Origin of the sequence: Pseudomonas sp. WC1, assembly GCF_050586565.1 — a bacterium.
Lineage (GTDB): Bacteria > Pseudomonadota > Gammaproteobacteria > Pseudomonadales > Pseudomonadaceae > Aquipseudomonas.
Window position 1 is genome coordinate 56796 of sequence record NZ_JBOBDQ010000026.1, and the last position, 14346, is coordinate 71141.

The following is a 14346-nucleotide window of genomic DNA, read 5'->3' on the forward strand; positions in this document are numbered from 1 at the left end:
CACTGGGCAGCAGCTGGCCTCAGGAGGACACGAGCGGCAAGGCGAACACCTCGATGTACGGTATGGTTGCACGATCGCTACGGCGTTGCCGATCAACGCCGCGCCCTTCCGGAGACCAGCATGCTGCGTGTTTTTGAACGATGGCTCGACCCCTTCCCGCCTGATGAGATTCCACCGCCACCGCTAGGCCTGCTGCGCTTCTTGTGGGCCTGCACGCGGGGCGCGCGCGGGTACCTCCTGGCCCTCGCGCTGTTCAGTGCCGGCGTGTCGATCTATGAAGCCTGGCTGTTTTCCTTCCTCGGCCAGGTGGTCGACCTGCTCCCCGCCTGGCAGGCAGGCGGCGCAAGCGAACAGGAAAGCCGCGTGCTCTGGAGCATCGGTATCGTCCTGCTGACCAGTATCGTGCTGGTGGCCCTGCGCACCCTGATGCAGCACCAGGTGCTGGCGATCAACCTGCCGCTGCGCCTGCGCTGGGATTTCCATCGGCTGATGCTGCGCCAGAGCCTGTCGTTCTTCTCCGACGAGTTTTCCGGCCGGGTCACCACCAAGGTGATGCAGACCGCGCTGGCCGTGCGCGAGGTGTTGTTCACCCTGATCGAGGTCCTGCCCGGCATCGGCGTGTACTTCATCGCCATCATCGCCCTGGCCGGCGGTTTCGCCCTGCAACTGATGCTGCCGTTCCTGGCCTGGGGCGCCCTGTTCGGGCTGGCCATGCTGTACTTCGTGCCGCGCCTGGGCAAGGTCGGCCAGGAGCAGGCCCATGCGCGGTCATCGATGACCGGGCGCATCTCCGACGCCTACACCAACATCACCACGGTGAAACTGTTCTCCCATTCCAAACGCGAAGCGCACTTTGCGCGGGCGGCGATGGAAGACTTCAAGCTCACCGGCTTTCGCCAGATGCGCCTGGTCAGCCAGTTCGAGATCGTCAACCAGGCGCTGGTGGTCGGCTTGATCCTGGGGGCCGGCGGCTATGCCCTGTGGCTCTGGCACCAGGGCCAGGTTGGCGCGGGCGCCGTGGCGGCGGTCACGGCCATGGCCCTGCGGATCAACGGCATGTCGCACTGGATCATGTGGCAGATGACCTCCCTGTTCGAAAACATCGGCACCGTGCAGGACGGCATGGCCACCCTGACCCGCGGCCCCAAGGTGCAGGATGCGCCCGACGCCGGCACGCTGGTGACCCGCGGTGGCGCGGTGACCTTCGACAAGGTGAGCTTCAACTACAACGGCGAACGCCAGGTGCTCGATGACCTGACCCTGCACATTCGCCCCGGCGAAAAAGTCGGCCTGGTGGGCCGCTCCGGCGCCGGCAAGTCCACGCTGATCAACCTGCTGCTGCGCTTCTACGACGTCAACGACGGCGAGATCCGCATCGATGGGCAGAACATCGCCCAGGTCACCCAGGACAGCCTGCGCAGCGCCATCGGCATGGTCACCCAGGACACCTCGTTGCTGCACCGCTCCATCCGCGACAACATCGCCTATGGCCGCCCCGAAGCGACCGAGGCGCAGATCCGCAGCGCCGCGGCCAACGCCCAGGCCGATGGTTTCATCAGCCAGCTGAGCGATCGGCAAGGCCACAGCGGTTACGACACCCTGGTGGGCGAGCGTGGCATCAAGCTGTCCGGTGGTCAGCGACAGCGCATTGCCATTGCCCGGGTGATGCTCAAGAACGCGCCGATCCTGTTGCTCGACGAAGCCACCAGCGCCCTGGACTCGGAGGTTGAAGTCGCGATCCAGGAAAGCCTCGACGACATGATGCAGGGCAAGACCGTCATCGCCATCGCCCACCGTTTGTCCACGATCGCCGCCATGGACCGGCTCATCGTCATGGACGAGGGGCGCATCATCGAACAAGGCAGCCATGCCGAACTGCTCGACAGGAACGGCACCTATGCACGGCTGTGGCGGCATCAGAGCGGTGGTTTCCTGGGTGAGGACCAGGGGCTGGCGGAGGCAGTGGAGTAGCGGCGGGGCAACATCGTGAAAGTCGCGACCCGGAAAAATACTGCCCCCCTACCCTCTAGCCACCGACAAGCTGCCCAGCCAGCCAGTCGATGAACGCCCGCACCGGCGGTCGTTCGAGCTTCTCCCTGCGGGCGACCACGTAATAGGCGAAACGCGACGGCCAGGGCCGGTCCAGGGCCACCTTCGCCTGGCTGCATATCGCAGCCCTGGTGGGCTTTGATTTCAGTGTCCACCGCCACCTGACGCGCTGGTACCGGCAGGTCGAACGGCGCCCGGCCGTGCAACGCGGTATCCGCCTTCCCGCCCCGGCCACCGGCCCTTGAACATGCTGACCCAAGGAGCAGTCATGAACACCACCCCGAACACCTGTGGCGCCAACGCCGACACCTTTCGCGAACATGCCGATGGCTGGCTCACCTACCCACACGCCACCCACGACAGGCACGGGCCGCTGCGCCTGGCGGCAAAAGTCCGCGCCTGGCGCGAAGCTATACCGGGTGGCGGTTTCCGCCCGCACATGACCAATGAATGGATCGACCTGGACGAAGACCCGCACTTTCCCCGAACGCCCCTGCAGGGCGGTTATGTGCTGCGCACAGGGCGCCATGGGCTGGTCGAACTGCTGGAGGAATGGCGCGCGGCCGGGGTGAACCACGCCGCGCTGGGATTGCAGATGGCCAGGCGTCCGGCGCAGGAGATCATCCAGGAGCTGGCCGAGGAGGTGTTGCCGTTGTTTCCGACGCTGCCAGGGCCGCAGCCTCATTCACAAAGCTGGTAGCACCAGGCAGCCGCAGAGCCTGTCCATCGCGGTATGTCGGGTGGCCTCGGCTGTGGGCCCCACCCGACCTGCCCGACGTGGATCAGAATGCGTAGACCAACGTTGCCGTGGCACTGCGCGGGGTGCCGTACCACCCGCGCCCGCCGATCGCGGAGTAGTACTTCTCATCCAGCACGTTGTTGAGGTTCAAGGCGACGCTGGTCTGCGGCGTGAACGCGTACTGCGCCATCAGGTCGACCACACTGAAGGCGCCCTGGGTGAACGTCTCCTTGTTCGGGCCGGCGTTCTTCTTGTACTCCATGCCCTGCCAGCGCACGCCGCCGCCAATCTTCAACTGTGGCAAGGACTGCAGTTGGTAACTGGTGAACAGCTTGAAGGTATCGCGCGGTACTTCGGTGAGCAGGCGCTTGCCATCGGAATCCTCGGCCTGGGCATAGGTGTAGCTGGCGGAAACCTGCCAGTCAGGCAGGATCTGCCCCGCCATTTCCATCTCGAAACCACGGGTCTTGGTGCCAGATTCGGCGCGGTAGGCCTGGTCGCCGTTTGGTGCCAGCTTGTCGCCGTCGGCCACGGCCAGGTTGTCCTGCTGCACCTCGAAGACACTGAAGGCGGTGGTCAGGCGCTTGTCCCAGAACTCGCTCTTGATACCCAACTCGTAGTTCACGCCCTCCAGCGGCTCGATGTAGCCGCCACTGGCATCCTGCCTGCTCTGCGGCTTGAAGATCGCGGTATAGCTGGCGTACGCCGACCAGTTTTCGGCGAAGTCGTAGACCAGCCCCACGTAAGGCGTGACAACCCCGGTTTCGCTGCGCGAGGTGCGCGTGGTGGCGCCGCTTGACAGAGTGGTCCCGGTTTCGTCGCGTTTCCAGTCGATCACCCGTGCGCCGGTGATCAGCGACAGCTCATCGGCCAGGCTCCAGCGTACCGACGCCACCAGGCCGTCCTGGGTTTCATCCAGCGCATCTTGCGAATACTTGTTGTGGATGGCGTCCGGAATCGCCAGCGAACCGTCCCAGGTATGAATGTTGTCGATAGGCTGGCTCGTCCATAGCTGGTAACCGGGATTACGGTAGTAGGCCCGGTAGTGACTGGCGCCGAGGTACGCTTGATGCTCGCGGGAAAGCAGCTCGAACGGGCCGCTGGCGGACAGGTCGAACGACGTCTGCCGGGGCTCGCCCGCCCAACGCCCGGTCCAGGTGCTGATACCGCTGCCATCGGGCTTGACGCTACCGGCGGCGGCGGTGGCGAAGGTGTCGTCATAGCTGCGGCGACTGTGCTCGGCATTCAGTTTCAACTGCCAGCCGTTGTCCAGCTGGTGTTCCAGCGTGGTGAACAACGTTTTCGTGCGGCGCTTGTGGTAGCTCCAGTCCGAGGCCGAGTTGAACGAACGCGACGGATTGAAGTGGCTGCCATCGGCATTGAACATCGGGAAGCCGTGGTTGCCTGCGCCGTCGTTGTCCATCTCCTGGTACTCGGCGCCCACGGTCAGCATCGTGCTGTCGGTGACATCCCATTCCACCACCCCGTAGGCCACCTGCCTCTCCAGCGACTGACGATCGACATGGCTCTGGCTGTCGGTGGTCGACGCCACGAAACGCCCACGCACATGGCCGCTCTCCGACAGTTTGCCGGACAGGTCCAGCTCGGTGCGGTAGCTGTCCCAGGAGCCCGCCTTGAGGGTCAGCTTACGCTGCGTCTCGAGGGTCGGTTTCTTGCGCACCAGGTTGATGGTGGCGCCGGGGTCGCCGGTCCCCGACATCAGGCCGGTGGCGCCGCGCACCACCTCGACCCGGTCGTACGACACCATGTCGGCAAGGTCGTCGCGAAAGCCGAAGGTGTCGGGGCGGTTGACGCCGTCGACCTGGATGCTGCCGACCTGGAAGCCGCGCACATAGATATGGTTGGCGTCGCTGCCGGCCGGGCCCATGCTGTCAACGACCACGCCCGGCGTCTGCTCGAGCACCTGAGTGACGTCTGTCAGGTTCTGGTCCTCGATCTGCTGACGGGTCACCACACTGACCGACTGCGGCGTCTCGCGTGCCGACAGGCGCAGGCCGGTCGCGGTGCTGGCAGAACCGGTGGTGTAGCTGCCGGTGCCTTCGGTGGTGCTGCCCAGGCCCAGGGCGTCGACGCTGGTCGCGCCAAGCTCGACGGCGCCGTCGTTGTACACCTTGCTCAGCACATAGCGCTTGTCGCCCACCTGCTGCACGCGCAACCCCGATCCCTGCAGCAACGCGGAGAAACCTTGCTCCAGCTCGAAGCTGCCGTGCAGCCCCGAGGAATGCAGCCCGCTGGTTTCGTCATTGCTGAAGCTGATGGTCACGCCGCTGGCAGCGGCGAACTGGCTGATCGCGGAGGCCAGGCTGCCGGCCGGGATATCGTAGCGCTGCGCGGCGGCCCAGGCGGTCGAGGTCGCCAGCGCGGCGCCGCAAAGGCTCAGTGCGAGGGTCGCCTGACGAATACTGCAGGCTAGCGAGGTACGGCGTGCGGACATGAAAAAGGGTTCCTGTTTCGGGTTGGCTTGGGCACGCTTGATGCGCGCACCCTCAAGAGCCGAAGCAGCGAAGGAAATCTGCTACCCCAAATGCGAAAAATTCTCGAATGTTTGAGAGCGAATGAGATTTCAACCACTCTTCCCGGCTCGGGCCTCCACGATTGTGGGCCCCTACCCCTTGCCGATTGGCTCCAGGCGCACCCAGTAGCGCGTCATGCGCCGTGCGCGAACCGGCAACGCGTCTTCCAGGCTGGCCAGGGCGACGTCGGTGTCGTCCAGGTTGAATGCGCCAGACAGGCGCAAGCCGGCGACCTCCCCCGCGCAGCCGAGATAACCGGGGCGGTAGCGCGCCAGCTCATGGACCACCTCGTCCAGGCGCCAGTCAACGCTGACCAGCATGCCCTCGGCCCAGGCCTGGCCACCGGGGGCCAAGGGTTGTAGGGGGCCGATGTGGTCGGCGGCAAAACTCAGGCTGTACCCGCTGTCGATACGCACCACCTGCGACGCCCGGCTGGGCCGCACCTCCACGGCATGGGCGGCCACCGCCACATGGCTCACGTCGTTGTCCTGACGCACGCTGAAGCGGGTACCCAGGGCCAGGATGTCGCCTGCCACGGTGCGCACGCTGAGTGGCCGCGCATCCTTGGCGGTTTCCACCAGGATCTCGCCGCGCTGCAGCTGGATCAGGCGTTGGCCCGCGTCGTAGCGAACATCGACACGGCTGTCGGTGTTGAGGTCCAGGCGTGTGCCATCGGCCAGGGTCAGTCGGCGGCGCTCGCCGATCCGTGTCGCATAGTCGGCACTCCAGGGCGAAGCCCGGTACCCCTGCCAACCAACGGCCCCGACGCCGAGCAACAGCGCCAGTGCCTTCACGGCATGGCGCCGGTCACGCCGGGCGTTTTCCAGGGTCTGCGCGGCACCGCGGGGGGCGCTGCCCAGGCGGCCTTGCAGTTGCTCCAGGCGCGCCCAGGCTGCGGCGTGGCGAGGGTCGGCCATGCACCAGGCTTGCCATGCGGCGCGGGTGGCGTCATCGACACTGCTGTCATGCAGGCGCACATACCAGTCCACCGCGGCGCTGAGAATGGCCTTCATGCGTCCTCGACCAGCAGGCAATGCATCAGCGCGCGGGCCAGGTGCTTGCGCACGGTGCTCACCGAAACACTCAGGCGTTCGCTGGTCTTCTCGTAGCTCAGGCCATCGAGTTGCACGGCGAGAAACACAGCCCGCGTGCGCGGGCCAAGCCCATCGAGCATACGGTCGATGGCCATCAGGGTATCGAGGATCGCGGCGTGGGTTTCGGCCGAGGGCGCATAACGCTCCGGCTGCTGCGCCAAGGCTTCAAGGTAGGCGCTTTCCAGGCTGCGGCGGCGGTACAGGTCGATGGTCAGCCCGCGCGCGATGGTCGCCAGGTAGTGCCGCGGCTCCTTGAGGGTGCCGGCGGTGCGCGCCAACAGCACCCGGATGAAGGTGTCCTGGGCCAGGTCCGCGGCATCGGCAGAGTTGTTCAGACGCTGGCGCAACCAACCGTGCAGCCAGCCGCTGTGCTCACGGTACAGTGTTTCCAGGCCGGTGTGCGCAGTGCCATCGGGAACAACGGTGGACATCACGCCTCCCTAAAAAAGATTACCAGGTGCAAATAAGAACTTGTCTCAAGTGTACTCAGTGAGGGAGGAATTGGGAATGCTGGCATGTGAAAGGGGTCGCAGGGATTGAAGTCCGCCATAGGCCCTGGTGGGGTCTGGGCATAGCTGGATGTTTGGGCGAGCGCAAAGCGAGGCGAAGATGACTTTTCTAGTGGCCCCTTTCGACCCAAAGCGGTCAATCGCTGTCGGGCAATTCTCGTAGTAGCTCCAAAAGCTGTAGCCGGGTGTAGCACTCAGACGGCTTGATGTGTTCCGAGTCCCCCGAGTGTTGATATTCCCCCTCGTCGAAGGCCAGATAGATGTTGAACGCTGGCTGCGGCATCTGCTCATCCATACCCAGGTCAACAATGACCGTGAACAGACCGTTCATGATGTCATCGCCAATCTCAAACGACATTTCACCCAAGATGAATCGTCGAGCAGCTTCAATCGAGAGAGTATTCAGCAGCTCCGCAGGGCGCAGGCCCAATTGCCTGGAGTAAAACAATAAATCGGTCAGTTTCAGATCGGCCCGTTGCGCCGTGCTCAGCAGGAGCTCGATCTTGGTGTCGGGGAGCGCTTTGATCATTGGCATCCTGGCACTGGGCGGTTGATTGCTGGCGAGGCGCCCACGCGATACACGCGGAACCCAATCTGAGGGCTAACTCTCAAGGCAGGCCGCCACGCTGTCTTCCAAGATGGAGATTAACTCAGGGTCCATGTAGCGGTAGTCGTCGAGAATATCCAGGACGTGCAACCGCTTGTGTTCAAGCAAACGTGAATACTCCGCCTGCAGCCGCTGCCGGTGTTTGATCTCCATGACGAAAATGACATCGGCCCAGCGGATATCCGCCGGGCCGATGGGCCTGCGTGCATTCAGGTTGGTGCCTGCCGAGCGGGCTTCAAAGCCTGCGCGGCGGCGCCACAGATTTTCCGCAGTGGGGCTGCGCCATTGGTTGCGGCTGCAAATGAATAGAAGGTTGGTCATCCTTGATCCAGCAATTGGCGGGTGGAGCGAACGGGGTAACTCATGCCGAGCTGGCACGCCCTCTTCAGCTTCTCGGCGCGCCCGTACAGCAACTTCCAGTTCTTTTCCGGCTTGAACACAGGTGGTTGTACTGTGTTGATCTTGCCGTGTTTACGGCCCTGCTGGCGTCTCCAGGCTCGGGTTCTTTGCATATTGGCTTCCTCGTGAGTACCGGGTTCAGCAGCCGCGGTAATACGAGTCGGGCACAGGATAGAAGGGTTTGGGCGATGTTGCGAGCCCTGTCAGAGTTGGTCGGCGTAATTTCGACCCAGAGCGGCCCTTCGCGACCGGCCGCTTACGCCCCATTGCTGCCGTTCGCAAGAACCACGAAAATCTGCATTCGCTTGGTGAGGTGACGCATGGCGATCATAGAAGTATCAGAGCACGCAGATTGGGAAGTTTTCGAGAACGTGGCTCAGCAGCTTGAGCAAGGGCTGGACGGTTACTGGAAGGAAAAATTCGACGGACTGGATCAGCGCTACTGGGATTTGATAGTAGGTGAGCACGCGCTTACCCTGCATCTTGAGCACTATCTGGGCATTTCAATATCTGTACCTGATCATGCCAATGAGATGGTTCAACGAGTACGTGCGTTGGTTAAGTAGCATGCAGCTCCACGTAACCGGACAGCGCAGGTGACGGCAGGCAAAAGTCGGTCAACACAGCCCCTGCCATACAAAGCACACCCTTCAGTATTCGTGGAGATAGGATGAAAGAGGAATTCACCTACGTATGGTTACTGCCGCTGCTGGAAAAACCATTAGAACAAGCAGCGCAACAATTGCCCCGCGCGGTAAAAGCCCTCGAAGAAAAATACATACTGCCTGATGACATAACATTGCAGCCACTGGTCATAACAGCGCTGATGTCACACTCCGACTATTGGTCGGGGTTAGCGCTCAAATGGTTGGAGGATGGTTTTCCTATGGATGCCGAGTTGACCACACTTTTGACTCACAGCGTCGAAGATCGGACGCTGTCGCAGTCTCGACGCCACAGGGCACGTAGGCTTGCCTGTCAAACATCATGAGACTGGTCTCATGGTCGCTTCCGGTCAATTACCGTGCTTTGCTAACAGCTGCTATGGGTCAAAAGTAGCCGGGCGCGACTGACCGCTTCTGACCCCGAGCAGACATTGAACCACGCCTTTGTGTTGTCAGTGCAGGCCTCATCGCCGGCCGCTTCCAACAGGACCAAGCGCCGCTTCCAGGCCTGCGCTTCACTTGTGGGAGCCGCGCTTGCCGGCGATGGGCCGCAGAGCGGCCCCAACCTTCCAGCATCTGCTACAGGTCGCAAAGAGCTCACATCGGCGTGCCAGCTTCCGGCCCACGACCAACAGTCGCTCGCCCCATGAGCCCTGTGACCATCACAGCTGCCCCTCGCGCACTACAGCCAAACTAGAGTTCCGGCGTGTATTTCACACTGAACATGACGTTGCGCGGGTCGCCGTAGTAGTTGTTGTAGTCGATGGTGTTGTAGGCAGGCTGGTAGTACTTCTTGTCCAGCAGGTTGTTGAGGTTCGCCGCCACGATCACCTCGTCGCTGACCTTGTACGCGACCCGAGCATCCCAGATGGCATAACCGGGCAGATCGAAGACGTGGTCGTAGGAGGTGGTGCCGGTGACCGCCGTGGTGCCCAACCCCACCGAGGCACGGCTCCAGTTACCGGGCAAGGTATAGTCGGCCCACAGCTTGAACTGATGCTTGGGCGTCCAGGTGCTGTAGACCTTGTCCTTGTAGTTGGCGTCTTCCAGGTAGCGCGTGGTGTTGTAGACGTAGCCGGCCATCACTTGCAGGCCACTGAGGACCTCACCGCTGACCTGCGCCTCCAGGCCCTGGCTGCGCACCTTGCCTGAGGCCTTCGAGCAGTACCAGCCGTTGCAGTCCATCGGCCCGCTGCGGTCGAGCACCGCGTGGTGCTCCTGGTCGTAGCGGAACAGCGCGACCGAGGTGTTCAGCGCGCCGTCGAACAACTCACCCTTGAGCCCCAGTTCGTAGTTGCTGCCAATGATCGGCTCGACCACCGAACCGCTGCTGGTGCGTGCACTCTGCGGCTGGAAGACGTCGGTGTAGCTGGTGTAGACCGACCACTGTTTGTTCAGCGCATACACCAGGCCCGCATAGGGCGAAACCTTGCCGTTGCTGCTGGTTGTCGACTCGCTGTAGCCGGTGCGGGCGAAGGACTGGGAGGCGTAGCTGTAGTCGTACCAGCTGGTGCGGGCACCGACGATCAGCTTCAGCGGCTCGGTCAGGTTGATCGACCAGCGCGAATACAAGCCTTTCTGGGTGATCTGGTACTCGGTCAACTCGCCACGGCCCCGGCTTGCCAGGCCGTAGATGTCTGGCATCGGGCGGTGATGGTCGACGTTACTGGAGTCTGCGCCTAATGTGGGAGCCCTGGCCCAGCGGTCGTCGGTATTGATGCGCGAGTAGTTGGCGCCGAGCAGGAAGGTCTGCTCGAAACCGAAACCGGTGAACTGGCCGTCCAGGTACAGGTCCAGGCCCTTGCTGTGGGTGGTGAAATCGGTGCTCCAGTCGATGTAGGTGTTGCTGGTGGAGCCGTTGGCCGGGAGGGCATCCCACAACGCCTGGTAGGTCGCGCCGTTGTGTTCGCTCATGTACACGCCGGCAGCCTTCAGCCGCCAGTCGTCGTTGAGCCGGTAGCTGGCGTCGAGGAACACGCTGGTCTGATCATTGTTGGCACGGTTCCAGTCCGCGCCGACATAGGTCGAGCGCGACCAGTCGGGGTTGCCGCCGTCGGCATAGCGCGGCAGGCCGAGCATGGCCGGGCGGGCGTGGCCCTTCTGGTTGGCAACGCCAAGACCCATCGTGAAGTCCGGGGTGAAGTCATAGTCCACGGCAGCGTAGACGGTCTGGTTCCAGCCACGCACGTAGTCGATGAACGAGCCGTTGTCGTTCTGGCTGACCACCGTGCGGGCACGCAGGGTGCCCTCGGCATTCAACGGGCCGCCAGCGTCCAGTTGCAGGCCATAGCGGTCCCAGGAACCGGCCTTGCCGGTCAGGCTGACCACCGCCTTGTCCTGCCCGCGCTTGCGTACCAGGTTCATCGCCCCGCCCGGGCTGTCACCGCCTTGCAGCAGCGCGGCCGGGCCACGCAGCACTTCGACACGGTCATAGAAGCTCAGGTCTTCGGTGAGGTAGCTGCCTAGCGAGTAGGTATTGCGCGGGATCGGCACGCCATCGTACTGCAGCGTGTCGATGCTGAAACCGCGCGAATAGATGAACAGCCCCGACCCCGGCGAACGGCTGGCGGTGAGGCCGGGCGTGCGGTTGACCAGGTCGCTGATGGTCTGGGTGTTCTGGTCGTCCATCTGCTGGCGGGTCATCACCGTGACCGACTGCGGGATGTCCTTGAGGGTCTGTACGCCCTTGCCCAGGGTGACCGCGCCAGAGGTGTAGGAATGGCTGCCCTCGGTGGAGGTGACCGGCTGGCGGCCGATGACGCTGGACGCGTCCAGTTCCAGCGCACCGTTGCTGGGTTCGCTGGGCAGCGCGATCAGATACTGGCCATCGGCTGCCTGGGTGAGGCTCAGGTGGCTGCCGGCGAGCAAATGGCGCAGCGCCTGTTCGACGCTCAGTTGCTGGTGCAATGCCGGCGCTTGTACCGCGTGCGCGGCGTCAGTGTTGAACAGAATGCGGCTACCGGTCTGGCGGGCAAGGGCGTTGATCGACTGATCCAGCGGTTGGGCCGGCAGGTCGATGCGGTAGTGCGTCTGTTCGGCCTGCACAGGCCCGGCAAGCAGAAATCCGAATGTCGCCAGGCCCATGGCCTGACGCAGCGGGTGGCTAAAGAGCGTCATGGAATCCCCATTAGAGCAAGTGAGAATGCGTTTCATAGGGATTGGCGTTTGTGCTGACCCGCACATTGATGCAGCGCTGAAAAAATTTTTCAGCGCTGCACATCCACCTGCACAGCACCGCTCTTGTCGCGACTGACCGTTACCGGCGCCAGTTGGGGCAGGCTGTCGAGCAACTGTTCGACATTGCCGGTGGGGAACTCTCCGCTGAGCCGGTGTTGCCTGGCGGTCGCGCCCTGCAGCCGAATCGGCGCGTCACGGTGGCGGCGCAGTTGCGCCAGGACCGACTCGAGCGGGGTGCCGTCGAAATGGAACAGGTCATGCCGCCAGGCGTCTCGTTCGCCGGGCTTGCTGGCGTGCACCGGCCCCAGGCGCTGAGGGTTGGCAAGCAGTTGCTGGTTGGCCGTCAGCCGTTGACGCGCCATACCGTTGTCCACTTCCACCTCGCCCTCCAGGACAGCCACCCGCACGCCGTCCAGGTCGCTGCGTACATCGAACACCGTGCCGATATCGCGCACAGCCACGCCCTGGCTACGCACGATGAAGGGCTTGGCTTGATGAGCCACGCTGAACAAGCCTTCACCATCGAGCAGCTCGAACTGCCGACTGCGCAGGCGATATTCGATGCGCAGCACGCTGCCGGCGTCCAGTTCGACCACGCTGCCATCATCCAGGTGCAACGTTTCGCGACCGGTGCTGGCCACCTCGACCTGGCGGTAGCCCAGCGCCGGGTCGGCCAGCCAGGCCCAACCGGCCAGGGCCAGCAGCAGGGCCGTGCCGGCGGCCTTACGCCGACGATTGGCGTTGCGTGCGCTCTGCGCCTTGGCTTCCTGCAAAAGCGCCTCACGGCTGGGCACCAGAGCACGCAAGGATTCAGCGTAAGGCTCGAGGGCATCGCGCGCGCCGGGCGCGCTACGGCGTTGCATCGATCAGGCCTCCGGCTGCCAGCGTTGTGCGAGGGTGCGCATGGCCCGCATGAAATGCTGGGCAACCATGTTCACGGAAATCTCCAGCTCCTGCGCGATGTCCTTTTGTGGCATGCCGTGAATACGGTGGAGCAGGAACACCTGGCGCTGGCGCGCCGGCAATGCGTCGATCACCGCCAGCAAGGCACGCAGGCGCTGTTCGAATTCGAGCGCCATCGCACCATCCAGCTGGTCGCAGTGCTGCTCGACCACGGCGATCTGGCTCTGCGCGTACAGCGTGCGGGTGCTTTCCGAACGGCGCCGGTCGATTGCGCGGTTGAGCGTGGCACGCCGCAAAAAGGCCATGGGCACGCTGATGGCGTTGAGCGGCGGCTTTTCCAGGATCTGTACGCAGACATCATGGACCACGTCGCGGGCAAAATGCTGGTTGGAAAAACGTCGGCGAATGTGCTCGACCAAATCGTCGTAGTGCAAGGCCAGGGCTCGCAGGAGATCGTTGTCGGTCGACGCCATGATGGCAACCAATTGATAGTGAATCTCATTTATATCATGCGCTTTTCAGGTCGGGCAACTGGACCTGCCATGGCAGGCACGTCACCTGTGTTCGGCGCCCAGCGCTTCGACTCCCCCGATACTCAAGAGAAAAACCCGAGAGTGCGTCCAGCCATGCATCTGCAAGTTAGTGACTGGCCTGTCAGTGCAGGCTTTGCCAGGCGCGCAGCACTGCATAACCGCGCCAGGGTCGCCAGCCCTGCGCGGCTTGCGTTGCCGCCTGTGCGCTGCTCACCCCCAGGGCTTTTTGCAGCGCCACATCGCCCGCCGGGAAGGCATCGGGCCAGCGCAACGCACGCAAGGCGATGTATTGCGCGGTCCAGTCGCCGATCCCCGGCAGTGCGCGCAAGCGGGCACAGGTGGCCGCGACGTCCACCCCTGAGCTCAGGATCAGGCCGCCCTCCAGCACCGCTTCGGCCAGCGCCTTGAGCGCCGCCTGGCGTTGGCGCGTGATGCCCAGCCGGCCCAGTTCATCACCGCTGGCCGCAATCAACGCGGCGGGCGTGGGGAACAGACGGTCCGTGCCAGCCAGCGGTGTTGTGATGGGTTGTCCGAAGGCCGCGACCAGGCGTGCGCCCAATGTGCGCGCAGCGGCCACGGTGATCTGCTGGCCCAGCACGGCGCGCACGGCCAGCTCGAAACCATCCACCGTTCCCGGAACGCGCAGGCCCGCACCCGAGGGGAACGCACTGTGCAGCACGGCGTCGATGGCGAGCGGGTCGGCATCCAGGTCGAACGCGGCGCGCACGCGGTTGATCACCGTGGGCAGGACGCCCGCCAGGGAATCGCTGATCGTGACCCGCGCCTGGGCGCGCGCCTCGTCAAAGGCCACGCTCAACCAGCCGCAATGTTCCTGACCGTCCTGCATGAGGCGCAGCGTACGGGTGTATGTCCCCTCCTCCACACACTCCAGGCCGGGTATCGCCCGCAGGCGCAGAAAGCCGAGCATTGCCGCAGTGTCATAGGGGGGACGCCAGCCCAGGAAAAAACAGCCGTCCAAGCGCGTATCGCGCGCTTTCAGTGCCAGGTAGCAGGCGTCGTTTTCGGTAGTGTCGTTGATATTGGCCATGGGTGACATGGTAGCCCCTGTGCATAGCGGTGACTCGCCATTTTCGTACCGGCGCCCTAGTGTGGTGTTTTGCAAACACGACCAATAAA

The 14346-nt window shown here is 63.6% G+C and carries 13 protein-coding genes and 1 pseudogene; 4 read left to right on the forward strand and 10 right to left on the reverse strand.

The genetic code is table 11. From position 1 onward, the window contains the following. Nucleotides 1-120 precede the first annotated feature (120 nt). Together ACQ4OD_RS13950 and ACQ4OD_RS13955 are read left to right on the forward strand one after the other, a co-directional pair. Nucleotides 121-1971, forward strand: a complete 1851-nt coding sequence (locus ACQ4OD_RS13950; protein ID WP_139670751.1) for an ABC transporter ATP-binding protein — start codon at nucleotides 121-123, stop codon at nucleotides 1969-1971. A 397-nt stretch (nucleotides 1972-2368) separates the two neighbouring features. Beyond that, nucleotides 2369-2749, forward strand: a pseudogene (locus tag ACQ4OD_RS13955) (LLM class flavin-dependent oxidoreductase); the annotation flags it as partial. Nucleotides 2750-2831: 82 nt separating this feature from the next. Here the strand turns inward: ACQ4OD_RS13955 and ACQ4OD_RS13960 are convergent. The 6 genes from ACQ4OD_RS13960 to ACQ4OD_RS13985 form a co-directional block, all read right to left on the reverse strand. After that, nucleotides 2832-5243, reverse strand: coding sequence for a TonB-dependent siderophore receptor (locus tag ACQ4OD_RS13960; RefSeq protein ID WP_110699606.1), 2412 nt, complete (start codon nucleotides 5241-5243; stop codon nucleotides 2832-2834). Between the two features lie 171 nt (nucleotides 5244-5414). Further along, nucleotides 5415-6335 carry a FecR domain-containing protein gene (locus ACQ4OD_RS13965; protein WP_430944445.1) on the reverse strand — a complete coding sequence of 307 codons (921 nt, stop codon included), beginning with the start codon at nucleotides 6333-6335 and terminating at the stop codon, nucleotides 5415-5417. Further along, a complete protein-coding gene (locus tag ACQ4OD_RS13970) occupies nucleotides 6332-6847 on the reverse strand; it encodes a sigma-70 family RNA polymerase sigma factor (protein ID WP_139670749.1) in 516 nt (171 codons plus the stop codon). Before ACQ4OD_RS13970 ends, ACQ4OD_RS13965 begins: the two co-directional genes overlap by 4 nt. Nucleotides 6848-7061: 214 nt before the next feature. Continuing rightward, nucleotides 7062-7454 carry a hypothetical protein gene (locus ACQ4OD_RS13975; RefSeq protein WP_198754535.1) on the reverse strand — a complete coding sequence of 131 codons (393 nt, stop codon included), beginning with the start codon at nucleotides 7452-7454 and terminating at the stop codon, nucleotides 7062-7064. A gap of 72 nt (nucleotides 7455-7526) precedes the next feature. Continuing rightward, nucleotides 7527-7853, reverse strand: a complete 327-nt coding sequence (locus ACQ4OD_RS13980) for a low molecular weight protein tyrosine phosphatase family protein (RefSeq protein WP_198754536.1) — start codon at nucleotides 7851-7853, stop codon at nucleotides 7527-7529. Further along, complete coding sequence (locus ACQ4OD_RS13985) at nucleotides 7850-8044, reverse strand: hypothetical protein (protein ID WP_198754537.1); 195 nt, start codon at nucleotides 8042-8044, stop codon at nucleotides 7850-7852. The genes ACQ4OD_RS13980 and ACQ4OD_RS13985 overlap by 4 nt, the downstream gene beginning before the upstream one ends. Before the next feature lie 207 nt (nucleotides 8045-8251). On the opposite strand from ACQ4OD_RS13985, the gene ACQ4OD_RS13990 reads away from it, so the two are divergent. Continuing rightward, nucleotides 8252-8497 (forward strand): DUF3630 family protein, encoded by a 246-nt coding sequence (locus tag ACQ4OD_RS13990; protein ID WP_198754538.1) that lies wholly within the window; start codon nucleotides 8252-8254, stop codon nucleotides 8495-8497. A 104-nt stretch (nucleotides 8498-8601) separates the two neighbouring features. Then, nucleotides 8602-8922, forward strand: coding sequence for a hypothetical protein (locus tag ACQ4OD_RS13995; protein ID WP_198754539.1), 321 nt, complete (start codon nucleotides 8602-8604; stop codon nucleotides 8920-8922). A gap of 367 nt (nucleotides 8923-9289) precedes the next feature. On the opposite strand, the gene ACQ4OD_RS14000 is transcribed toward ACQ4OD_RS13995, so the two are convergent. From ACQ4OD_RS14000 to ACQ4OD_RS14015, 4 genes are all read right to left on the reverse strand, one after another. Then, nucleotides 9290-11713, reverse strand: a complete 2424-nt coding sequence (locus ACQ4OD_RS14000; protein WP_430944446.1) for a TonB-dependent siderophore receptor — start codon at nucleotides 11711-11713, stop codon at nucleotides 9290-9292. Between the two features lie 89 nt (nucleotides 11714-11802). Beyond that, the gene (locus tag ACQ4OD_RS14005) at nucleotides 11803-12636 is read right to left on the reverse strand and encodes a FecR family protein (protein WP_110702299.1); all 834 of its coding nucleotides are present in this window, start codon (nucleotides 12634-12636) and stop codon (nucleotides 11803-11805) included. A 3-nt stretch (nucleotides 12637-12639) separates the two neighbouring features. Further along, nucleotides 12640-13149, reverse strand: a complete 510-nt coding sequence (locus tag ACQ4OD_RS14010; protein WP_178082009.1) for an RNA polymerase sigma factor — start codon at nucleotides 13147-13149, stop codon at nucleotides 12640-12642. Between the two features lie 181 nt (nucleotides 13150-13330). Beyond that, the gene (locus ACQ4OD_RS14015) at nucleotides 13331-14257 is read right to left on the reverse strand and encodes a DNA-3-methyladenine glycosylase family protein (protein ID WP_430944447.1); all 927 of its coding nucleotides are present in this window, start codon (nucleotides 14255-14257) and stop codon (nucleotides 13331-13333) included. Nucleotides 14258-14346: the final 89 nt, after the last annotated feature.